We start from the raw sequence: 22,127 nt of genomic DNA on the forward strand, positions 1-22,127 counted from the left end.
ATTTGGGGAGGAAAATATGAAAAAGCAAATCATTACAGCTACGACAGCAGTTGTTTTAGGATCGACGTTATTTGCAGGAGCGGCATCTGCACAAAGCATTAAGGTGAAAAAAGGCGACACGTTATGGGATCTTTCAAGAAAATACGACACAACGATCAGTAAAATTAAATCAGAGAACCACCTTCGTTCAGACATTATTTATGTGGGACAAACTTTATCGATTAACGGCAAATCTACAAGTTCAAAAAGCAGCAGTTCTTCTTCCTCTTCTTCTACATACAAAGTAAAGAGCGGGGACAGCCTTTGGAAAATTTCAAAAAAATACGGCATGACAATCAATGAACTGAAGAAGCTGAATGGCTTAAAATCAGATTTGCTTCGTGTTGGACAAGTCCTGAAACTGAAAGGTTCAACTAGTTCAAGCAGCTCCAGCTCATCAAAAGTGTCATCGTCTTCCACTTCTACTTATAAAGTGAAGAGCGGAGACAGCCTTTCTAAAATTGCGAGCAAATATGGTACTACGGTTAGCAAATTAAAAAGCTTAAACGGCTTAAAATCAGATGTAATCTATGTCAACCAAGTATTGAAGGTGAAAGGAACAAGCACAAGCAGCTCAAAACCTGCTTCATCTTCATCATCTTCAAGCAGCAAAACGTCATCTACATCACTTAATGTGAGCAAACTGGTTTCTGATGCAAAAGCGTTAGTCGGAACGCCATATAAATGGGGCGGAACGACAACTTCTGGCTTTGACTGCAGCGGATTCATTTGGTACGTACTGAATAAACAAACGAGTGTGGGCAGAACAAGCACTGCAGGATACTGGAGTTCTATGAAGAGCATTGCCAGCCCGTCTGTTGGTGATTTCGTCTTCTTCACAACATATAAATCCGGCCCTTCTCACATGGGGATTTACATTGGAAACAACAGTTTCATTCATGCAGGTTCTGACGGCGTACAAATCAGCAGCCTGAACAACAGCTACTGGAAGCCTCGTTACCTCGGTGCGAAAAGATTCTAATTTTAGAGAAAACCCGTTCATTGGAACGGGTTTTTTTATTAGACGGAGCATAGGCGTTTTGGTTGCTCCTAAAAATGAAAATGTGATAAAAAATCCAAGAATTTTTTTTCTTTCTTATTTTCATAAAGGGCAATCGCGTAAGCGCCGGCATAGGGCAGCTGTACAGACTGATAAGGAATTCTGATCATCTGTTTCTCTGCTAACTCACGCTTTACTGTAGATAAAGGCAGAAATGAAACTCCGAGTCCTTCCTTGATAAACCGTTTCGTTATATGTGTTTGAGTGACCTTCATTGTTCTCACAAATGGAAATGTCATTCTGACTTGACGGAGCAAGTCGTCCCAGTAATCAGGATGATTGTGGGTCAAAAGCAGGTATTGTTCGAGCACCTCTTTGGCATCAATTTCGTTGTCTTCTATGAAACGCTTATCGGGCGGGGCAACAAGGACGACAGGGTCTTTGTATAAGCAGTGGCAGCTTAAAGAAGAAGACTGTACCTTTAAACAGCTTAGTCCGATATCTGCTTCCCCGGCTTTAATCAGTGACGCGATTTCCGCTGATTCGAAAATCGTAACCGCCATTTCTGTTTCCGTATTCATTGCTGTGTACCGCTTCATGACAGAAGGAAGCACAGTATCTGCAATAAGCGGAGAAACCGCGAGCTGTAAGGTTTGAGAGTAGCCTTGTCTCACTCTGTGAAGCTCTGCCATGCTGTTTTCATAATCATCAAGAAGCCTGAGCGCATACGGCAAATACGCCCTGCCTTCATCAGTCAGCTGGATTTGCCTGCCTTTACGCTCGAACAGCTTGCAGCTGATTTCTTTTTCTAATTGCTTGATATGTACGGTCACAGTGGGCTGAGATAAGAAAAGTGTTTCCGCCGTTTTTCGGAAGTTCTCATATTTTGCAGCGGTCACAAAGGTGTGAAGCCATTTGAAATCCATTTCTATTCTCCCTCTGATTAATATTTTTAATTAATTCCCTTTAAAATATTCATTATTTTTTAAATATTATATTTACTATAATAACAGAAAAGGATAGGGGGAATACAAATGGTACATTACGGATTAAAGGGAATTACATGTGTGGAAACATCAATCAGCCATATTGATGGTGAAAAAGGGCGTCTGATTTACAGAGGACATCATGCAAAAGACATCGCACTGAATCATAGCTTTGAAGAAGCGGCTTATTTGATTTTATTTGGAAAACTGCCTTCAACTGAAGAATTGCAGGTATTTAAAGATAAGCTGGCTGCGGAACGGAATCTTCCGGAACATATTGAGCGCTTGATTCAATCACTGCCAAACAACATGGACGATATGTCGGTGCTGAGAACGGTTGTTTCAGCATTGGGGGAAAATACGTACACATTCCATCCGAAAACAGAAGAAGCAATCCGGCTGATTGCAATCACGCCTTCCATCATTGCATACAGAAAAAGATGGACGCGCGGTGAACAAGCAATTGCACCTTCTTCCCAGTACGGACATGTCGAAAACTACTATTATATGCTCACAGGCGAACAGCCTTCAGAGGCAAAAAAGAAAGCGCTTGAAACCTATATGATTCTGGCCATGGAGCACGGCATGAACGCATCCACTTTTTCGGCACGAGTCACGTTATCAACAGAGAGTGATTTAGTGTCAGCCGTCACGGCTGCTCTCGGCACGATGAAAGGTCCGCTGCACGGAGGCGCTCCTTCTGCGGTGACAAAAATGCTTGAAGACATTGGAGAGAAAGAACATGCTGAAGCATATCTGAAAGAAAAACTCGAAAAAGGAGAGCGCTTGATGGGATTCGGCCACAGGGTGTACAAAACAAAAGACCCGCGGGCAGAAGCTTTGAGACAGAAAGCAGAAGAGGTGGCCGGCAATGACCGTGATCTTGATCTTGCGCTGCATGTAGAAGCAGAAGCGATTCGTTTGCTTGAAATCTACAAACCGGGACGAAAGCTGTACACAAATGTTGAATTTTACGCGGCTGCAGTGATGAAGGCCATCGATTTTGACGATGAATTGTTTACTCCGACCTTTTCAGCAAGCCGAATGGTAGGGTGGTGCGCCCATGTGCTGGAACAGGCAGAAAACAACATGATTTTCCGCCCGTCAGCGAAATATACCGGTGCCATTCCCGAGGAAGTTCTTTCATAACATATTTTGGCGTTTATTCATTTCTTTCATGTGGTAACGTTCAGTATCAACCACATGTCTAGGAGTGATGAATGTGAACCCAATGGACAGACAAACAGAAGGACAAGAACCGCAGCATCAGGACAGACAGCCGGGCATTGAGTCAAAAATGAATCCGCTGCCGCTGTCAGAGGACGAGGATTATCGAGGAAGCGGAAAACTGAAAGGAAAAGTCGCGATCATTACTGGAGGCGACAGCGGAATAGGGAGAGCAGCAGCTATTGCCTTTGCTAAAGAGGGGGCTGATATCTCCATTCTATACTTAGACGAGCATTCGGACGCAGAGGAAACACGTAAACGGATCGAAAAGGAGAATGTCCGCTGCCTGCTTATCGCGGGAGATGTCGGGGACGAAAACCATTGTGAACAAGCTGTGCAGCAAACAGTCGACCATTTTGGTAAACTCGATATCTTAGTGAACAACGCCGCTGAACAGCATCCCCAGGACAGCATTCTCAATATTTCAACAGAACAGCTGGAAAAAACCTATCGCACAAATATTTTTTCCATGTTTCATATGACGAAGAAAGCTTTGCCTCACCTGCAAGAGGGGAGTGCCATTATTAATACGACATCGATTACCGCTTATGAAGGGGATACGGCGTTAATTGATTATTCCAGCACAAAGGGTGCGATTGTTTCCTTTACGCGTTCCATGGCGAAGTCGCTCGCAGATAAAGGCATCAGAGTGAATGCGGTGGCGCCCGGTCCGATTTGGACACCGCTTATTCCGGCGACATTCCCTGAGGAAAAAGTGAAACAGCACGGCTTGGATACCCCAATGGGAAGACCGGGACAGCCGGTTGAGCATGCAGGCGCCTATGTTCTGCTGGCGTCTGACGAATCTTCCTATATGACAGGGCAGACCATTCATGTGAATGGCGGCCGTTTTATTTCAACGTGATCAACGAAAAACCAGCTCCAGAGCTGGTTTTTTTTGTGATGAGAAATTTCAAAATAAAAAATTTGTCGATTTTTCTAACAATTTTGTTTTCATTTTTGCAATTTTATATATAATATTGAGTAGGAGAAAGGAATGATTCGCGACCAGGACAAATATAGTAGAAAAACAGAAAAATGACCATTGTTGCTCATGAATTCAGAAAATTCAAATAAAATATATAAAAATAGATGATCGGGAGTTGAAGGGGAATGAAAGGGAGCGTTTTTAGGAAGAAAAGCATTCAGGATTTAATCGCTGCGACGAGCGGGGAAAAATCTTTAAAAAGAGAATTAGGGGCATTTGATTTAACGTTGCTTGGAATCGGCGCCATTATTGGCACAGGGATTTTTGTTCTGACGGGAACAGGCGCAGTCACGGCAGGTCCCGGGCTGACGATTTCATTTGTTGTGGCGGCGTTGGCTTGTTTATTCGCCGCCCTGTCTTACGCGGAATTTGCGTCAAGTGTGCCTGTTTCAGGTTCGGTGTATACATTCACTTATGCGACATTGGGAGAGCTTATGGCCTTTATTATCGGGTGGGATTTAATTTTAGAATACATGCTGGCGGTAAGTGCAGTGTCGGTCGGCTGGTCTGGTTATTTCCAATCGTTTTTATCAGGGCTCGGCATTCATCTTCCGGTTGCTTTAACAGCGGCACCGGGCGCAGTGAAAGGCACCTTTACCCTGTTTAATCTTCCTGCATTCGTCATTGTAATGGCGATCACATATTTGCTTTATTTAGGCATCAAAGAATCAAAAAGAGTCAACAATATCATGGTTATCTTGAAGATACTGGTTGTTCTGCTGTTTATCGCGGTGGCAGCCGTTTACGTGAAGCCGCACAACTGGCAGCCGTTTATGCCAATGGGCTTTGGCGGCGTGTTCAGTGCAGCGGCGCTCGTATTCTTTGCTTTTATCGGATTTGACGCTGTATCCTCTGCTGCGGAAGAAACGAAAAATCCCGCGAAGGATCTGCCTAAAGGCATTATTTTCTCTTTACTGGTCTGCACGATTTTATATGTCACCGTATCAGCCATCATGACTGGGGTTATCCCGTTTGCTCAATTTGCGGGTGTGGATCATCCGGTTTCTCTTGTTCTTCAAAGCGCAGGGCAAAATTGGGTGGCAGGCATCATTGATATTGGCGCCGTGTTGGGAATGACAACAGTTATGCTCGTGATGCTTTACGGGCAGACCCGCGTCATGTTTGCCATGTCGCGTGACGGACTTGTGCCGGGTTCACTTTCTAAAGTGCATCCAAAGCACAAAACACCTTATGTAGCCACTTGGTTTTTCGGAACGATGTCGGCGCTTCTCGGCTCACTTGTTCCGCTGGATGAACTTGCAAAGCTGGTGAACATCGGGACGTTGTCGGCATTTGTCCTGATTTCTGTGGCAGTTATCGTTTTGAGAAAGAAACAGCCTGATCTTCCGAGAGCTTTTAAATGCCCGGGAGTTCCCGTGATCCCAGGCCTGGCGATTCTGTTCTGCCTGTTCTTGATTTTAAATCTGGGATGGGTGACGATTGTCCGCTTCCTAGTGTGGCTGTTAATCGGCTTGGTAATCTATTTCCTGTATTCAAGAAAGCATTCAAAATTAAATCAATAACCTTTTGATAAAGAGAGCGGCCATACAGGCCGCCTCTTTTCTGTTCTTGGCAAATGAATCTATAGAAATGAAGACAAAAATAAGAGATAATATAGGCTGGAAAGGAAGTGACGTTTATTGTCTGAGCAAAAGCCAGTCCAATGGGCTTCGAAAATTGGTTTCGTCATGGCAGCGGCCGGCTCGGCTATCGGCTTGGGCGCGATTTGGAAATTCCCTTACGTAGCGGGGACCAATGGGGGTGGAGCCTTTTTTCTTATCTTCGTGTTATTTACCATCCTCTTAGGCTATCCGCTTTTGGTGGGGGAATTTATTTTTGGAAGACGGAACCAGACGAATGCCATTGATGCATATAAAAAAGAAGCGCCGCGATCAGCTTGGTTTCTTACGGGGTGGATCGGCGTAGCCGCGTGTTTCTTAGTGCTGTCGTTTTACAGTGTAATTGGGGGATGGATTTTGCTGTATATCGTAAAAACGGCGTCAGGCTCACTGTCCGGGCTTTCTCAAGCACAGTATGGCGCTCTTTTTGCTTCTATTATCCAAAATCCGGTGCAGACGCTCGCGGCTCAGCTTGTCTTTATGGTACTTACTGTCATCGTTGTCGCAAGAGGGGTTCAAAAAGGGATTGAACGGGTAAGCGCGGTGATGATGCCGATTTTGTTTTTATTGTTTATTCTGCTCGTTCTTCGGTCTCTTACGCTTAATGGTGCAATGGAAGGCGTAAAGTTTCTGCTTGTGCCTCATTTCGGCGATCTGACTCCGGAATCCATATTATTCGCGCTGGGACAGGCCTTCTTTACGTTAACACTGGGGGTTTCGGTGATGGTGACCTACAGCTCCTATTTGCCGAAAACACAAAATATCCCTCGTTCGGCAGCCTCCATTGTCTTGATGAATATCATTGTGACACTCTTGGCAGGTTTGGCTATTTTTCCGGCGGTTTTCTCATTCGGTTTTCAGCCAAATGAAGGACCGACACTGCTGTTTACAGTGCTTCCGGCCGTTTTTGAACAGCTTCCGTTCGGCACGTTGTTTTTTATCGGCTTTCTCGTTGCATTTTTATTTGCAGCCTTAACCTCAGCATTTTCGATGGTTGAAATTATCGTTGCCACAATCGGAAAAGGGGACGAAAAGAAGAGAAAAAAACTGTCATGGACGAGCGGGCTTTTGATCTTTTTGGTCGGAATCCCATGCTGCTTGTCTTATGGCGTTTTGAGTGATGTGCACCTATTTGGCAAAACGTTTTTTGATATTGCCGACTTTACCGTCAGCAATGTTTTGATGCCTTCAGGCGCTCTGTTAATTTCTCTATTTATCCCGCTGAAAATTTCGAAAAGCGAACTCTTGGCTGAAATGCGAAATGGATCAAATGCAGGTAAAGCATTCTTTTACACGTGGTTTTATTTGCTTCGTTTTATCGTGCCGCTTGCCATTATTATCGTGTTCTTAAATTTAATCGGAATTTTATCATTTTAAAAAAACAGGCTCCGTTTCCGGGGCCTGTTTTTATTTAATAAGTTGATATCAACGGTGCCCATGCCGTTTTCAGTTTTTGGATGCCGAGCCTGATGTCCTCTTCTGACAAACCTCCATAACCGATTAAGACAGAAGCAAAAGGCGTCTGTTCTTTATATGAGGGAGACACGGGATAGATGGTTACACCGTGGTCTGCGGCTGCTTGTATTGCTTCTTCCTCACTTGCTGGAAACAAAAGGCGCAGCAGAATGTGAAGCCCCGAGTTTTTACCGAGAATCTCAACGGTGTTTCCTAGTTCAGAGCGGATGGCTTCTAACAGGATAGCGTGTTTTTTTCGGTATAAGCTTCTCATTCTATTTATGTGTTTTTGCCACTCTCCGGTTTCGATGAAGTCTGCCAGTGTCAATTGCGAGTGGACAGAGACGGTCTGCTTCATTAACTGAGCACTGTTTTTGATCGGTTCCATGAGTTCAGGGGGCACAATCATGAAGCTGAGCCGCAAGGAAGGCAGAAGTGACTTTGAAAAAGTGCCAAGATATATGACTCTGCCATTCGGATCAAGACCCTGTAAAGACGGAATTGGATGGCCGCTGTAGCGAAATTCTCCATCGTAATCATCTTCTATAATGAATGAATTTGTTTCTGCCGCCCATGCCAGCAGCTCCTGTCTGCGGGTAATCGTCATAATGGTCCCAATCGGAAACTGATGCGAAGGAGTCGTATACATGAGATAAGGATTCTGACGGTAGAGCTCATCCGGCAGGACGCCTTCTGCATCAGAACAAATCGGAGTGACATCCATGTGATTTGCTTCAAACATCCTTCTTGAACGGTGAAAGCCCGGTTCTTCAAAGCCGATTTTTGTACCTGGCTTTAGCGAAAGGCAAAGAATTTGCAGAAGCACGGTGGTTCCTGCGCCGATGATAATCTGGCCGGGCTCGCAATTTACTCCCCGAGACAGCCTGACGAATCGGGCAATCATGTGCCTGAGTTCGTATTCTCCTTGAGGGTCGCCAGAGGTGTGAAACGATCCGGAATAGCGATCAAGACTTTTTACTATGCTTTTTCTCCATGCGTTAAAGGGAAAGAGGGTCGGATCAACGTTGCCTTGATGGAAGTCAATAGCAGGTGCGTTCTTTTCATGTAATCCCGGCTGTACAGACTGCTGAAAATGGTCAGGAGCTGTCGGGAAGCCTGGTTCTACTTCCGCCGCGAACCAGCCGATTTTTGGCTTGCTTTTGACATAGCCCTCAGCAGTTAATTGCTCGTAAGCTCGTTCTATAGTTGCCGTGCTGACATCGAGCAAGCTGGAGAGCCTGCGTTTTGACGGAAGTCTTGTTCCCTTTGTGATTCGCGCATGTGAAATTTCTTGTTTAAAAAAGGTATAAAGCTGTTCATACAGCGGTGTTTTGCTCTTTTTATCAAGAAACGGCGTGATATCCATCTCGTGTCTCCTTTTTATCTGGCATGGTTATTTTTTCTTATATTGGCTATTTGGCAAATGCCATTTATTAGCTATGATCATTGTAACGAAAGGAAAGGGGATTGAGAAGATGATCCATATGAAACAATTAACCTCGAAAGAAGAATGGGCTGAGTCGTATCCGATTATGAGTGAATTGAGAACAGAACTGGATATAGAGACGTATTTACAAAGGCTTGAAGCCTGTGTGCAGAAAGAATCGTATATGCTGTTTGCCTTATATGAAGATACAGCAATCAGAGCGCTGTGCGGGGCTCTGCCGAGAGTTTCCATTCATAAAGGAGAGCACTTGTGGATTGCGGATCTTGTTACAACGGCACCTTGCCGATCAAAGGGATACGGCAAAATGCTTTTGGATTATGCCTCAGACTGGGCGAGAAAAGCCGGACTCGGTTTTGTCAGTCTTTCATCTGGCCTTCAGCGTAAAGACGCACATCGATTTTATACAGATAAAATGGGTTTTACTATAGAAAGTTATTTGTTCCGAAAACCGGTATAACGAAAAAAGACGCCTGAAAAGGCGTCTTTTTTAAAAGCCAAACTGTAAATTCGTATCTACAGATACAATGGTATACACACAAATAATCACAAAGAGATTAAGGATGACGCCGAGCAGGCCTGGACCTGTGCGCCCTCTCTTGATGAAGAGTTCAACAACGCCGAACGGAACGGCAGCCATGGCAAACGGAAGCATTTGATAGGAATAAAACGTGACGTTGCTGATAATGGCCAAATTCAGCAACAGCAGGGACAGAACCGCTGTCCCGACAGAGATCCAGCCGAATACATTGTGTTCTTTAAAAATTCTTACCAATTCCATAATTCCACCTCGCCGACATTCGCTGATTTTACAGATTTATTTTTCAGCATGCGCTGGATTTCCTTGGTTGGCCCTGTAACGACCGAACCGTATACATTGACACCGTTTTTCTCTACATAATCTAATCGGTTATCTACATTCAGGTCTTTCCGTTTTGAAATGACCTGAGCCCATTTTTCGTGTTTGGACATGAATTTCAGGGCGTTGATAAACTGATCGCCATTCGACTTGCCTTTTGTATTAAGGGCGGCCAGGAACTTTGAATCCTTTCCAGGATAGCCAAGAGGTTCTGTGGAAGCTGTCTTATTTGTGTTTTTCTCTGTTTCGATTGCGTTCCACAAAAAGCTCACATCATAGCCTTTGAATTTGTTATACACGTCTTTTGTCGGATATGCACGGTCATATGAAAGGTAGACCTCTGATACCGTTCCTTCAGGCAATGTGCTTAACGTTTTTTCTGCTTTTGCGGTCGTTTGTTCAGACTTGTTTGAAGGATGTGTAAAGTAATGGCCGGTTTTATTCACTTCTAAGTCATAGTAGTTTACTGCCGGCGCTTTTACTTTGTTATAAAACATTTCAACCCGTTCATTCCCTACGGCAGCCGTCTTCGTGCCAATCTGCTTTTGCAGCGGGAATTCCGTATTCATTCCAAATAGCTTCACTTGGCTTTTTAGTCCGGAAGTATCAACAAGAACATTCGGCATGGTCAGGGCTACAGTGACTGCGGCAGTTTCCATAAACTCATTGCCGGTGCTGTGTTTTCCACCCATTCCGTAATAGAGGTAGCTTCCCAGCGTACAAAGCGGCAAAATCATCAATGTCGAAATGACGGCAAGCACAGAAATTCGCAAATAAGACTTGCGTTTGCCGTAGGCTAAAATCGCTTTTTGTTTTTCAGGACTGATGCTGAGATCCCAATCGTTATCGTCCTCTAGTTCGCTGTCAATCAGTTCCTGATATACTTCGAGCTTCTCGAGTTCTTCCTCAAATGCAGTCATTTCCTGGTCGCTCATTTCCCCATTTTTATATTGATCAAAACGCTTTTTAAATTCTTCATTCATCATTAACACCTCTATTATAAAGTGCTTTCAGCCGCTGTCTGGCACGAAATAAAACACTTTTAAAATTCGCCTCTGAAATATTCATAATATGGGATGCTTCTTTGTAGTTTAACTCTTTTAAATAATATAGCGTTAAGGCCTCCCGATAATTATCGGGGAGCTCGGACATATAACCAGTCAGCACTTCCTTTATCTCTACCTGATGGGCAGGACTTTGAACAGCATTTTGAAAGAGGCTTCCGATTAAGTCATCAGAAATGGTTACTTCTTTCTTATGCTTTCTGACGTAATCAATGAAGGCGTTTCGCGCCACTTGAAAAAGCCAGGGCTTTACTTTGCTGTGATCATAGGAGTGAATGTGTATGTATGCCCGCATAAAGGTTTCCTGCAGCAAGTCTTCAGCAAGATGCTTGTCTTTTGTCATGGAGAGCAGGAACCTGTAAACATCATTCATGTACATTTGGTAAATTTCATCGATCGTCACTGCCTTTTCTCCCCTCTATGTTATACACGCATAAGAAAGGTTTAAAGTTGCACATTACATGCAAACGGCTTTTTTATACCTAATCAAACACCATTACTATATAGTACCCAAAAATGGCCGCAAAAGATAGTGCGGAGAAAGGTTTAACATTTTTTCCAGAGGGGAAAAGATAGTGAAAAAGTGAAGGAGTGGCACAATGGAATATACCAGTATAGCAGATACAGGAATAGAAGCCTCCAGAATCGGCCTCGGCACATGGGCCATTGGCGGAACGATGTGGGGAGGCACTGACGAAAAAACATCGATTGAAACAATCCGCGCCGCTCTTGATCAGGGGATTACACTGATTGACACCGCACCGGCTTACGGCTTCGGGCAGTCCGAGGAAATTGTCGGAAAGGCAATCAAAGAGTACGGCAAAAGAGACCAGGTGATTCTCGCAACGAAAACGGCTCTGGACTGGAAGAACAACCAGCTGTTCCGCCATGCGAACAGAGCGAGAATTATAGAGGAAGTTGAGAATTCTTTGAATCGGCTTCAAACAGACTATATTGATCTTTATCAGGTGCATTGGCCCGATCCGCTTGTGCCAATTGAAGAAACGGCTGAAGTCATGAAGGAATTATATGATGCGGGAAAAATCCGGGCGATTGGCGTCAGCAATTTTTCAATTGAGCAAATGGATACATTTCGCGCCGTCGCACCTCTCCATACGATTCAGCCTCCATATAATCTGTTTGAAAGAGAGATGGAAGAGAGTGTCCTTCCTTATGCGAAAGATAACAAGATAACAACATTATTATACGGCAGTTTATGCAGAGGGCTGTTAACAGGCAAAATGACCGAAGAGTATACATTTGAGGGCGATGATCTGCGTAATCACGATCCAAAATTCCAGAAGCCCCGCTTTAAAGAGTATCTTTCTGCTGTCAATCAATTGGATAAGCTGGCGAAGACACGTTATGGAAAATCAGTGATTCACTTGGCTGTCAGATGGATCTTAGATCAGCCGGGAGCGGATATCGCTCTTTGGGGAGCAAGAAAGCCTGGGCAGCTCGAGGCCCTATCTGAGATTACAGGCTGGACGCTGAACAGTGAAGATCAGAAAGATATCAATACTATATTGGAAAAAACGATATCAGATCCTGTCGGACCGGAGTTTATGGCCCCGCCGACCAGAGAGGAAATATAACAAAAGCTGAGGGCGAATCCTCAGCTTTCAGCGTGTCGACAAACCCTCGCATTCGTTGTCAGGCATGCGCGTCGGTGCTCACGAATGATGAAGGGACAGCGGCTAAATGCTTAGGCGTCCTGCCCAAACACCGCTGTCATCACATCCTGTGAAAGTCTGCTCCATGCTCGCCTTTCCTAGACTCAAGGGTTTTCAATTACGCTGAATAGATGACAAAATCATAAAATGAAAACCATTTTATGATTTTATCAACAATCTAAAAGCTGAGGGCGAATCCTCAGCTTTTTGGCGTTTTAACGGGAGAAATCTTAAAAATTAGTACCAGGTAATAAAAAATATTGTTATAATAGATGATAGAAAGAATCATTGATTACGACAAAGGAAGTGCGATATGTATAAGTTTTGTGCAAATGCTTTAAAAGTTATTCTTTCTCTTCGCGGAGGAGTGAAGGTGTATAACAAAGAAAACCTTCCGGCCGATTCAGGTTTTGTCATCGCGTGTACACATTCCGGCTGGGTTGATGTGATTACACTCGGAGTCGGGATTCTTCCTTATCAAATACACTACATGGCGAAAAAAGAGCTTTTTCAAAATAAATGGATCGGTTCGTTTCTGAAGAAAATTCATGCCTTTCCGGTAGATCGGGAAAATCCCGGGCCAAGCAGTATTAAAACGCCGATTAAGCTGCTGAAAGAAGGAGAGATCGTCGGTATCTTCCCAAGCGGAACAAGAACCTCTGAGGATGTGCCTTTGAAAAGAGGTGCGGTGACGATTGCTCAAATGGGGAAAGCGCCGCTTGTCCCCGCTGCATATCAGGGCCCTTCAAGCGGAAAAGAGTTATTCAAAAAAGGAAAAATGAAGCTGATTATCGGTGAGCCTCTTCACCAGGCTGATTTTGCCCACCTGCCTTCAAAGGAAAGACTTGCAGCAATGACAGAGGCTTTGAATCAGCGGATTAAAGAACTAGAGAATAAACTTGATCAGCTATAAGGCGTTCTGAGAGATTGCCCTGAACTGTGAAAATAAGAAAAGCACCTTATACAAGGTGCTTTTCTTATTATGCTTCCTGCTGGTTAGCTGTCTCCAGAAGTTCTTCTTCTTGAAGCTTTTTCACTTCAATATATGCGACGTGGTGGCCGTCAATTTCATTAATGATGAATTCGCAGCCCTCTTCGATGATGGAATCATCTTTTTCAACATCGTATTTTTGAGTAAGGAACCAGCCGCCGATCGTATCGACTTCTTCGTTCTCTAAATGGATGCCCAGCAGGTCGTTTACTTGGTCAATTAACACTTTTCCGTCAAGAATATAATGGCCTTCGCCGATTTTGCGGATTTCGCTAATTTCATCAATATCAAATTCGTCGCGGATTTCACCGACAATTTCCTCAATGATGTCCTCAACCGTCACGAGTCCGGCAGTACCGCCGTATTCATCTGACAAAATGGCCATGTGGACCCTCTCTTTTTGCATTTTGACAAGCAGGTCTTGGATTGGCGCAGATTCAATGACATGAATGATCGGGTTGACGAATTGAGAAATGGTGGAATCAACAGATACCTCACCGCTGATGCAGGCGGTCAGCACTTCTTTAATGTTAATAACCCCGATAATGTTATCTTTATCGCCCTCTTCCACAGGGTAGCGGGTATATTTTTCAATCTGAATGATGTCCATCATTTCAGAAATCTTGATATCATGCGGAAGGCTGACAATTTCGGTCCGCGGAATCATAATTTCTTTCGCGAGCCTGTCGTCAAATTCAAAGATTTTATTCACATATTTAAACTCTGATTGGTTGATTTCACCGCTTTTATAGCTTTCAGACAAAATGATTCGCAGCTCTTCTTCTGAGTGTGCCAGTTCGTTTTCTGAAACGGTCTCCAGGCCAAATGCTTTGGTCAATAACCGTGCGGAATTGTTCAAAAGCCAAATGAATGGGAACGCGATGCGGTAAAACCAAATCAGCGGTTTCGCAAACAGCATAGACACTGCTTCCGCCTTTTGGATAGCGACTGTCTTAGGTGCAAGTTCTCCGACAACAACGTGTAAGAACGTGATAATGGCATACGCAAAAATAAACGATATGACATGTGAAAGGGAACCTGGAACGTTCATTTGTACGAAAAGCGGGTGAAGCAGCCTTTCGATCGTTGATTCACCTAAAACCCCTAATCCGATGGAAGTCAATGTAATTCCGAGCTGACACGCAGATAAATATTCATCAAGATGCGTGGTCACTTTTTTTACGGCTATTGCTGCTTTATTTCCTTCCGCGATCAGCTGATCGATCCGTGAGCCTCTGATTCTGATAATGGCAAACTCAGATGCCACGAAAAATGCCGTCAGGGCGATTAAAACAGCAACTAAAATCAAATTCACTATGTCCAATTAGAACCTTCACTCTAGCAATGAGAATGAAGGTAACACCTCCTGTTAGATAAAATGGTTTTAACTTAACAGCAGCATAAATGATTGGAACACGGCGAGCTTTTCAGGCGGGAGTTTGCTTTTCAGCTTGTCACGATCCTCGGGCTTCAGCCGTTCAAACCGATGCAAGATTCCGGAGATGTTTTGATTCATATGATCAATTTCTAATGCCAGATTTCCAATTTCATCATCAAGTTTAGCTGAAGAGGGAAACTGGTTCTCCAGTCGATCTTTAATATCGGACAGGGCCAATCGCTGCTTCTTGCAATCTACAATAAATATAAGTCGTTTGAGTGCATTTTCGTCGTAGTAACGGTAATTTGAACAGGATCTGGCCGGCGTAAGCAGACCGAGATTCGTATAATAATCAACTGTCCGTTTCGTTACTCCGGCGAGTGCCGCTAGTTCACTGATGCGATAAGTCTCAGCCCCATCTATATCCCTCCCAACCATCACGTTATAGTTATGAGAATAGTTTAATATATGAACGGTGTCTTGCACAAGTTTATTGTTTTTTTTTAGACCGGAATTGGAAGTTGTGGAATTCATCATCTGATTGAAGTAACATAGGAAGATAGAATTTTCAAATTTTTATATGCGGAAGGGACAGATGAAATTGGCTGGGTTATCCCGGGAAGTTGAAGAAAACTTAAATAAAGGATCATGGATTCGCAAGCTGTTTGATGAAGGTGCAAGGCTGAAGAAGGAGTTCGGGGAAGACCAGGTATTTGATTTTTCACTCGGCAACCCGATTGTTGAACCGCCTGAAGCTTTTAAGAGAGCGTTAATAGAGGAAGCTGAAAAAGGCAGCCACGGATACATACAAAACCAAGGGCTTCTTGCAGCGAGAGAAAAAGTCGCGCAATTTCTGGGCTCGCGTTTTGAAGCTGATTTCTCAGCGGAGCGCATCGTCATGACGGTGGGCGCGGGAGGCGCTTTGAATGTTGCGTTAAAAAGCATCGTAAACCCTGGGGAAGAGGTCATTATTCTCGCACCTTATTTTGCCGAATATAAGTTGTATATTGAGAACTACGGGGGAAAGGCCGTCAGTTGCCCATTGACAGGTCGGTTTGAGATCGACATTGAAGCGGTAAGGCAATCGATCACTCCACAGACGAAAGGGCTGATCCTCAATACACCGCATAACCCCACAGGCACGGTTCTCAGCCAGAAAAATATAGACGATTTAGGCGCTTTATTAAAAGAAATAGAAGAGAAGAGCGGCCAGACGATTTATGTGCTGTTTGATGAACCGTACAGTCAATTAATCTATGATGAAGAACTGGCAAATCCGTTTCAATCGTACTATCGTGTGATATTGGCCAGCTCATTCAGTAAAGATCTAGGCATAGCCGGGGAGCGGCTCGGGTATATCGGATTGGACAGCCGAATGCCGGATGCGGACCTTTTGATCAACGCTTTTGTGTATTGTAATCGAACGCTTGGATTTGTGAATGCCCCTGTCATGATGCAGCGGGCTGTGGCACGAATGGATGATTTAAGAGTAGACGCGAGCGCTTATAAAGAGCGCCGGGATTTAATGGTAGACATTTTAAAAGAAGCCGGTTTTGAATTTGAAATGCCAAAGGGAGGTTTCTTTGTTTTTCCGAAATCGCCGATTGAAGATGAAGTTGCATTTTGTGTGCATGCCGCCCAAAAATACAAATTATTAATTGTGCCGAGCAGCGGTTTTGGAATGAGCGGGCATTTCCGATTATCCTTCAGTGTGCCGATCGAGCAGATTAAAAACTCACGGGACATTTTCATTTCTTTATATAAAGATTTTGCTTAAGAAGGCAAAGAAAAGAAAAGAAAACAGTTTTCAAGGCTGTTTTCTTTTTATATCCGCAAAATCCTTCCTCTTCCAATCCAGACAGGCGCAGAATTGACAAGCAGGCATGCAGTTAAGTCTTTCTTCATGATAAAAGTCTAAAAATTAAAAATCATTTTTGGAATGAGTTGTGTTACAATAAAATATACAATTTATAATCAAACTTTGACTTTTGGAGGTGGTATGATGGGGCCCGCTGCTTAGGCAACAATACACCGCGTACCTCAATGTTAAGGAAAAATGATTATATCAGGAGGTGACTCCTTATCCTTTGTTGAGAGGATAGGGTTAAATGGACGATATTGACAGTCTGATTTTAATTGGTGTGCTCATTGCTTTAACCGCGTTTTTCGTTGCAAGCGAGTTTGCGATTGTTAGAGTAAGGAGATCCAGAATAGATCAGCTTATCACAGAAGGAAACAAACGGGCGATACTCGCAAGGCGTGTCATTACAGATTTGGATGAATATTTATCCGCATCCCAGCTAGGCATTACATTGACATCAATCGGGCTTGGCGTACTGGGTGAGCCGGCCTTTGAACGGCTGCTGCATCCACTGTTTGAACCGCTCGGCTTGCCAGACTCGGTTTCACATGCAGCCTCTTTTGCAGTCGCGTACGGCTTGATCACGTTCCTGCACGTTGTTGTAGGTGAACTGGCCCCGAAAACGGTCGCGATTCAAAAGGCAGAACAGCTGACTTTACTGATAGCGGGCCCTTTGCGTTTATTCTATTTGCTCCTGTTTCCGTTTATTTGGATCCTCAATGGATCGGCGCGGTTTTTATGCGGGATGTTCGGTTTGAAGCCTGCGTCAGAACATGATGGTTCCCATTCTGAGGAAGAACTCAGGATGCTGTTATCTGAGAGTTTAAAAAACGGAGAGATTAATCCGTCTGAATATAAATATGTGAATAAGATTTTTGAATTTGATAATCGGATCGCCAAAGAAATTATGATACCGCGGAAGGAAATGGCTGCTGTGTCAACTGAGATGACGATGGCCGAGATGCTTGAAGTCATGCTGAAGGAAAAATACACGCGCTGGCCAGTCACAGATGGAGACAAAGACAGTGTGATCGGTTTGGTCAATACGAAGCATTTGTTTTCTGATTTGCTGTTTATGACAGAAGAAGAACGAATGAAGATGACGATCCATCCGTATGTGAGGCCGGTCATCGAAGTGATTGAAACGATCCCGGTTCATGACTTGCTGATTAAAATGCAGCGCGAGCGCATTCATATGGCAATATTGTCGGATGAATACGGAGGAACCTCGGGACTTGTGACGACAGAGGATATTCTTGAGGAAATTGTCGGAGAGATCAGAGATGAATTTGATGAAGATGAACAGCCGCTGATCCAAAAGCTTGGCGACGGCCATTATGTGATGGATGGAAAGGTTCGGATCGATCAGGTGAACAGCCTTCTTGGCGCATCGATTCAAGAAGACGTCGATACGATCGGCGGGCTGATATTAAAAGAAAACATCGATATTGAGGCTGGTGAATCCATTCGCATCGGTTCATATACGATAAAGGTGCTGAAGATGGACGGCCGATTAATCAAGCAAATCGATATAAAAGAAGAAGCCGGCAACACAACCGGGATTACGGCGCACCACAAGCTGCCGCTGCCCGAGCCTGTGATGCTGAACAGTGCAACCTTGAGCGAGAAATAAGCTCAAGGTTTTTTTACATTGTGATTGTCCAGCCGCACCAAAATGCCAAAAGCGACCCGCAAAGTGTCAGGGCGATGTACAAGATGCTTTCTATTACACGTTTGGCCATAAGGAGTTGAATACTTTCAACGCTGAAGGTGGAAAAGGTCGTAAAGGCGCCAAAAAACCCCGTGCCGATGATAAGCGAGACCGAAGCATTTGCAACGTGAAGTCCTGTAATTATTCCGAGCCCGAGAGCACCGAGAATATTGACTGTCAGTATGCCAATGGGCAGGCTCAGACCTTTGGTTTTGGCGGTTATGACATTGCCAAGCCAGAAGCGAAGCATTGCGCCAAGTCCGCCCCCTATGAAAATACCCGCTAGTGTCATCTTTCCTGCAGCCCCTTTCTTTGCTGAATGCCTGCTATGCGCCGTCCCGCAAAAACACCAATCAGTGCAAATATGATCCCTGATATCAATGAGGCTGCCACATATAAAAGAGCCAATGAGGGTTGTCCTTGCAAAAGCATCACTGTTTCCTTAGAAAACGTGGACATTGTTGTGAAGCCTCCGCAAAAGCCGGTGCCTAAAAAAGCCAACAGCAGAGGCCGTTTTGCACCGATCATAAAAAATCCGGTCAAAATGCCTAATAGAAGGCTGCCTGCCGCATTTTCCAGCCAGGTTGCCGCCGGGAACTGACCGGTGTGTATCCATAAGTTTAATCCGTATCGGAGGCAGGCGCCAAGCGCGCCTCCGATAAAAACCGCGCTATATATTTTCATGTTTGCCATCCTTTATGATGAAATCCGGGTAATCTGTAACGATGCCGTCCACGCCCATGGCTTGTAATTTTGCCGCTGTCTTTTGATTGTTGACAGTCCATGCAAATATGTTTAAGCCATTTTTATGGACGGAGCCGATCATCAGACGGTTGAGCCGTGTGTATTTTATATTGACATAGTTTGCAAAAGAGCGGAAGGCCTTCATCTGATTTCTGGACAGCATGCCAAAGTTGGGCCTTGTAATGACCGCTGTCGGAATCGAAGGATAAAGCTCGCGGAACCTTTGGACGGAGCGGTACTGAAAGGACTGAACAATATTATTGATAGAAAAAGAAAATTGCCCTAATAGCTGTCCCACCTCTTTTTCAATTCCGACTTGAGACGGATGGCCTTTTAGTTCAATTAAAAGGCCGATTTTTTTGTGGTAGCGCTTGAGCACCGCTTCCAGGGTCGGAATACGCTCTCCTTGAAAAGCGGGACCGTACCAGCTTCCTGCATCGAGTTTTTGCAATTCCTCCAAGGTAAAATCCTTAACAAAGCCCGATCCGTTTGTTGTTCGGTCAACCCTGTCATCGTGTATCACAACAATCTGCCTGTCTTTTGTAAGCTGGACATCCAGTTCGATCATATCTGCGTTCATTTTCACCGCAAGGTCAAATGCGGCAATCGTATTTTCCGGAGCGTAGCCGGATGCTCCGCGATGGGCAATGATGTACAAGCTAAGTCAGCTCCTCGTATGGGCATTTCTGTTATTGTATCAAATCCATATATGCACCGCGATACAAACTGGTGAATTTTTTCTGCCATATCGGAATGGTCCGGGCTGAGGAATGCGTATAACTAAAAAAAGACACTCAGCGTATCAGAACACATTTCGTCAGAAAATTAGGTCTTTCGACATGTTCACAACAAAATATGATCCTTTATAATAGCAAAAAAGGAGGCGAGATCATGGGAAAAGGGAGAATCAGAGTGGAGGAAAGAATTAAAGCCGAAACGGATGCTGAAATGCAAAAAGCAACTCTCCTTGATCAGACACAAACGAAAAAAGGTAAGTGACTGTCCCTATTGAATCTGGCTGATAGATGAATTGAGAAATGACCCCGGCGTTTCGCCGGGGTTTTGTGCTGCAAAAGACATTTAAATGAACATCTTTACGAATATTTTAGTATAATAAACAATTGATTGGGATAGAGGGGAGACAGTCATGCCGGATTATCTGCAGCAGTATTTTACGCTTGATAACATCATACAAATCGGCATCAGCTTGGCGATTTTGCTGGTGTTTCTTATACTTAGAAAATTATTCACAAGATATTTTTTTAACCTGCTTTTTAATTTGACAAACCGGCCGAAAACAGAAATTTTTAAACAGGTGGTTCTGGCGTTTGATAAGCCGGCCAGATGGTTTTTTGTTGCCCTTGGGCTGTTTTTAGCGATCCGGTATTCACCGTTTTTAGATGAGCAAATGCCGGTCATCAGCAAAATATACCGCTCACTGATTGTGGCGCTCTTGTGCTGGGGTCTTTGTAATTTGACCGCAACATCGTCGTTTATCTTCCATAAGGTGAATCAGCGCTTCGAGCTTGACATGGATGACATTTTGGCCCCGTTTTTATCCAAATTGCTCCGTTTTGTGATCATTGCGCTCAGTGTCAGTGTGATCGCTCAGGAATTCAATTATGATGTCAACGGATTTGTAGCGGGCCTAGGTCTTGGCGGGCTGGCTTTTGCGCTTGCCGCGAAGGATACCATCAGCAACTTCTTCGGCGGTATTATTATTATTACTGAAAAGCCGTTTACAATTGGTGACTGGGTGGAGACGTCGACAGTAACAGGATCAGTCGAGGATATTACCTTTAGGAGCACGAGATTCAGAACAGCACAGGGGGCGCTTGTAACGGTGCCGAACTCTACGCTGTCGATGGAAGCGATCACGAACTGGACAAGAATGACCAAACGCCAGATTACGTTTTCCATCCATGTGTCCTACGCTACGCCGATTGAGAACCTTGAACGCTCCATTCATTCTCTCAGAACAATGCTCTTAGAGCATGAGGGCGTTGATAATGAAACAATCATGGTCAACTTCGATACGTTTGCCGACAGCTATTACAATTTATTTTTTAACTTCTATACAAAAACGACGGTTTGGGCTGAAAACCTTAATATTAGAGAGGATATCAACTATAAAATTATTGAGATTTTAGGTGCAGAAGGTGTCCAGTTTGCATATCCCGGCCAAATGGTTGTTGTCAAGCAAAAGCACGAAAGCGACCCATTCCAGGTGAATCTAAATAAAGAGGAAAAGGAACGGGCTTAAAAGAGAGACTTCGTCTGACAGAGGCGGAGTCTTTTTCATGGTAAAATAAGAGAAAAAGGCGGTGTTGAGTTGGAAGCATTCAAAAGTATTCTACATGAAGCACAGCGAATTGTTGTGCTGACCGGAGCGGGAATGAGCACAGAATCAGGGATCCCCGACTTTCGTTCAGCAGGGGGCATTTGGACGGAGGATGCCTCAAGAATGGAAGCGATGAGCCTTGATTATTTTTTAAGTTATCCGCGTCTGTTTTGGCCCAAATTCAAAGAATTGTTCCAGATGAAAATGAGCGGCAGCTTTGAACCGAATGAAGGCCATTTGCTTTTAGCTGAGCTGGAGAAGCAAGGGAAGCAGGTCGATATTTTCACGCAAAACATTGACGGTCTTCATAAAAAAGCGGGGAGCAGGCATGTGTACGAACTGCATGGTTCTATCCAGACAGCAGCTTGTCCGGCATGCGGCGCCCGATATGATCTTCCCCATTTGCTGGAGCGGGAGGTGCCGGAGTGCACGGCGGCCGGAAACAATGGGGACATTTGCGGAACGGTATTAAAAACCGATGTGGTTCTCTTTGGCGACGCCGTCATGCACTTTGACACCCTTTATGAAAAGCTGGATCAAGCAGATCTTTTATTGGTTATCGGCACGTCTCTCGAAGTGGCTCCGGCTAGATTTGTGCCTGAGGATGCAAGCCTGGTGCCTGGCATGAAGAAAGTCATCATAAACCTTGAACCAACGTATTGCGACAGCTTGTTTGACATGGTCATCCATCAAAAAATCGGCGAGTTTGCCCGAAGTTTGGGCGTGAAAAAGTGAGCCGCTTTATGC

At 44.3% G+C, this 22,127-nt stretch carries 23 protein-coding genes; 13 read left to right on the forward strand and 10 right to left on the reverse strand.

Annotated features, from left to right (window positions below; all coding sequences use genetic code 11):
- The first annotated feature begins 16 nt into the window (after positions 1-16).
- The gene (lytE, locus tag NSQ16_RS05020) at positions 17-1,021 is read left to right on the forward strand and encodes a peptidoglycan endopeptidase LytE (RefSeq protein ID WP_003244816.1); all 1,005 of its coding nucleotides are present in this window, start codon (positions 17-19) and stop codon (positions 1,019-1,021) included.
- Between the two features lie 68 nt (positions 1,022-1,089).
- On the opposite strand, the gene citR is transcribed toward lytE, so the two are convergent.
- Positions 1,090-1,965 (reverse strand): transcriptional regulator CitR, encoded by an 876-nt coding sequence (citR, locus tag NSQ16_RS05025; RefSeq protein ID WP_003233357.1) that lies wholly within the window; start codon positions 1,963-1,965, stop codon positions 1,090-1,092.
- A 108-nt stretch (positions 1,966-2,073) separates the two neighbouring features.
- Here citR and citA point away from each other — a divergent pair, with 108 nt between their 5' ends.
- The 4 genes from citA (at position 2,074) to NSQ16_RS05045 (ending at position 7,236) form a co-directional block, all read left to right on the forward strand.
- The gene (citA, locus tag NSQ16_RS05030; RefSeq protein WP_015715577.1) at positions 2,074-3,174 is read left to right on the forward strand and encodes a citrate synthase CitA; all 1,101 of its coding nucleotides are present in this window, start codon (positions 2,074-2,076) and stop codon (positions 3,172-3,174) included.
- Between the two features lie 73 nt (positions 3,175-3,247).
- On the forward strand, positions 3,248-4,117 hold the full coding sequence (locus NSQ16_RS05035; RefSeq protein ID WP_069322480.1) for an SDR family oxidoreductase: 870 nt from the start codon (positions 3,248-3,250) through the stop codon (positions 4,115-4,117).
- A 248-nt stretch (positions 4,118-4,365) separates the two neighbouring features.
- Positions 4,366-5,763 (forward strand): branched-chain amino acid transporter BcaP, encoded by a 1,398-nt coding sequence (bcaP, locus tag NSQ16_RS05040; protein ID WP_003245791.1) that lies wholly within the window; start codon positions 4,366-4,368, stop codon positions 5,761-5,763.
- 117 nt (positions 5,764-5,880) lie between these two features.
- Positions 5,881-7,236 (forward strand): sodium-dependent transporter, encoded by a 1,356-nt coding sequence (locus tag NSQ16_RS05045; protein WP_003233348.1) that lies wholly within the window; start codon positions 5,881-5,883, stop codon positions 7,234-7,236.
- A gap of 34 nt (positions 7,237-7,270) precedes the next feature.
- Here NSQ16_RS05045 and NSQ16_RS05050 read toward each other — a convergent pair whose 3' ends face one another.
- Positions 7,271-8,680, reverse strand: coding sequence for a PLP-dependent aminotransferase family protein (locus NSQ16_RS05050; protein ID WP_230488420.1), 1,410 nt, complete (start codon positions 8,678-8,680; stop codon positions 7,271-7,273).
- Positions 8,681-8,789: 109 nt separating this feature from the next.
- On the opposite strand from NSQ16_RS05050, the gene NSQ16_RS05055 reads away from it, so the two are divergent.
- Positions 8,790-9,218 carry a GNAT family N-acetyltransferase gene (locus NSQ16_RS05055; protein ID WP_015483014.1) on the forward strand — a complete coding sequence of 143 codons (429 nt, stop codon included), beginning with the start codon at positions 8,790-8,792 and terminating at the stop codon, positions 9,216-9,218.
- Between the two features lie 30 nt (positions 9,219-9,248).
- Here the strand turns inward: NSQ16_RS05055 and NSQ16_RS05060 are convergent, their stop codons facing one another.
- From NSQ16_RS05060 to sigM, 3 genes are read right to left on the reverse strand one after another with little or no spacing between them, the layout of a single operon-like run.
- Positions 9,249-9,539: an anti-sigma-M factor gene (locus NSQ16_RS05060; RefSeq protein ID WP_003233341.1), complete on the reverse strand. Its 291-nt coding sequence runs from the start codon at positions 9,537-9,539 to the stop codon at positions 9,249-9,251.
- Positions 9,527-10,603 (reverse strand): anti-sigma factor, encoded by a 1,077-nt coding sequence (locus NSQ16_RS05065; RefSeq protein ID WP_010886459.1) that lies wholly within the window; start codon positions 10,601-10,603, stop codon positions 9,527-9,529. Before NSQ16_RS05065 ends, NSQ16_RS05060 begins: the two co-directional genes overlap by 13 nt.
- Positions 10,593-11,084, reverse strand: a complete 492-nt coding sequence (gene sigM, locus NSQ16_RS05070; RefSeq protein WP_003224177.1) for an RNA polymerase sigma factor SigM — start codon at positions 11,082-11,084, stop codon at positions 10,593-10,595. The genes NSQ16_RS05065 and sigM overlap by 11 nt, the downstream gene beginning before the upstream one ends.
- A gap of 196 nt (positions 11,085-11,280) precedes the next feature.
- Here sigM and akrN point away from each other — a divergent pair, with 196 nt between their 5' ends.
- Together akrN and NSQ16_RS05080 are read left to right on the forward strand one after the other, a co-directional pair.
- The gene (gene akrN / locus NSQ16_RS05075; protein ID WP_230488421.1) at positions 11,281-12,276 is read left to right on the forward strand and encodes an aldo/keto reductase AkrN; all 996 of its coding nucleotides are present in this window, start codon (positions 11,281-11,283) and stop codon (positions 12,274-12,276) included.
- A gap of 391 nt (positions 12,277-12,667) precedes the next feature.
- A complete protein-coding gene (locus NSQ16_RS05080; protein WP_003233335.1) occupies positions 12,668-13,267 on the forward strand; it encodes a 1-acylglycerol-3-phosphate O-acyltransferase in 600 nt (199 codons plus the stop codon).
- A gap of 67 nt (positions 13,268-13,334) precedes the next feature.
- Here NSQ16_RS05080 and NSQ16_RS05085 read toward each other — a convergent pair whose 3' ends face one another.
- Complete coding sequence (locus NSQ16_RS05085; RefSeq protein ID WP_009966903.1) at positions 13,335-14,669, reverse strand: hemolysin family protein; 1,335 nt, start codon at positions 14,667-14,669, stop codon at positions 13,335-13,337.
- A gap of 60 nt (positions 14,670-14,729) precedes the next feature.
- Complete coding sequence (gene cueR, locus NSQ16_RS05090; RefSeq protein WP_010886460.1) at positions 14,730-15,161, reverse strand: Cu(I)-responsive transcriptional regulator; 432 nt, start codon at positions 15,159-15,161, stop codon at positions 14,730-14,732.
- A gap of 157 nt (positions 15,162-15,318) precedes the next feature.
- Here cueR and NSQ16_RS05095 point away from each other — a divergent pair, with 157 nt between their 5' ends.
- The gene (locus NSQ16_RS05095) at positions 15,319-16,500 is read left to right on the forward strand and encodes a pyridoxal phosphate-dependent aminotransferase (protein ID WP_230488422.1); all 1,182 of its coding nucleotides are present in this window, start codon (positions 15,319-15,321) and stop codon (positions 16,498-16,500) included.
- 331 nt (positions 16,501-16,831) lie between these two features.
- On the forward strand, positions 16,832-18,217 hold the full coding sequence (locus NSQ16_RS05100; RefSeq protein WP_230488423.1) for a hemolysin family protein: 1,386 nt from the start codon (positions 16,832-16,834) through the stop codon (positions 18,215-18,217).
- Between the two features lie 13 nt (positions 18,218-18,230).
- On the opposite strand, the gene crcB is transcribed toward NSQ16_RS05100, so the two are convergent.
- From crcB to NSQ16_RS05115, 3 genes are read right to left on the reverse strand one after another with little or no spacing between them, the layout of a single operon-like run.
- Positions 18,231-18,587, reverse strand: coding sequence for a fluoride efflux transporter CrcB (gene crcB / locus NSQ16_RS05105; protein ID WP_230488424.1), 357 nt, complete (start codon positions 18,585-18,587; stop codon positions 18,231-18,233).
- Entirely contained in the window at positions 18,584-18,979 is a 396-nt protein-coding gene (locus NSQ16_RS05110; RefSeq protein WP_015252463.1) for a CrcB family protein, read from the reverse strand. Before NSQ16_RS05110 ends, crcB begins: the two co-directional genes overlap by 4 nt.
- Positions 18,966-19,697 carry a glycerophosphodiester phosphodiesterase family protein gene (locus NSQ16_RS05115; protein WP_015252462.1) on the reverse strand — a complete coding sequence of 244 codons (732 nt, stop codon included), beginning with the start codon at positions 19,695-19,697 and terminating at the stop codon, positions 18,966-18,968. The genes NSQ16_RS05110 and NSQ16_RS05115 overlap by 14 nt, the downstream gene beginning before the upstream one ends.
- 233 nt (positions 19,698-19,930) lie before the next feature.
- On the opposite strand from NSQ16_RS05115, the gene NSQ16_RS05120 reads away from it, so the two are divergent.
- The 3 genes from NSQ16_RS05120 to srtN all read left to right on the forward strand — a co-directional run bounded on the left by NSQ16_RS05120 (position 19,931) and on the right by srtN (position 22,115).
- A complete protein-coding gene (locus NSQ16_RS05120; protein ID WP_009966908.1) occupies positions 19,931-20,038 on the forward strand; it encodes a YhdX family protein in 108 nt (35 codons plus the stop codon).
- A gap of 148 nt (positions 20,039-20,186) precedes the next feature.
- A complete protein-coding gene (gene mscY / locus NSQ16_RS05125) occupies positions 20,187-21,302 on the forward strand; it encodes a small-conductance mechanosensitive channel protein MscY (RefSeq protein ID WP_015252461.1) in 1,116 nt (371 codons plus the stop codon).
- 69 nt (positions 21,303-21,371) lie between these two features.
- Complete coding sequence (gene srtN, locus NSQ16_RS05130) at positions 21,372-22,115, forward strand: sirtuin NAD-dependent deacetylase (protein WP_230488425.1); 744 nt, start codon at positions 21,372-21,374, stop codon at positions 22,113-22,115.
- Positions 22,116-22,127: the final 12 nt, after the last annotated feature.

Origin of the sequence: Bacillus sp. PS108, assembly GCF_037963335.1 — a bacterium.
GTDB lineage: Bacteria > Bacillota > Bacilli > Bacillales > Bacillaceae > Bacillus > Bacillus subtilis.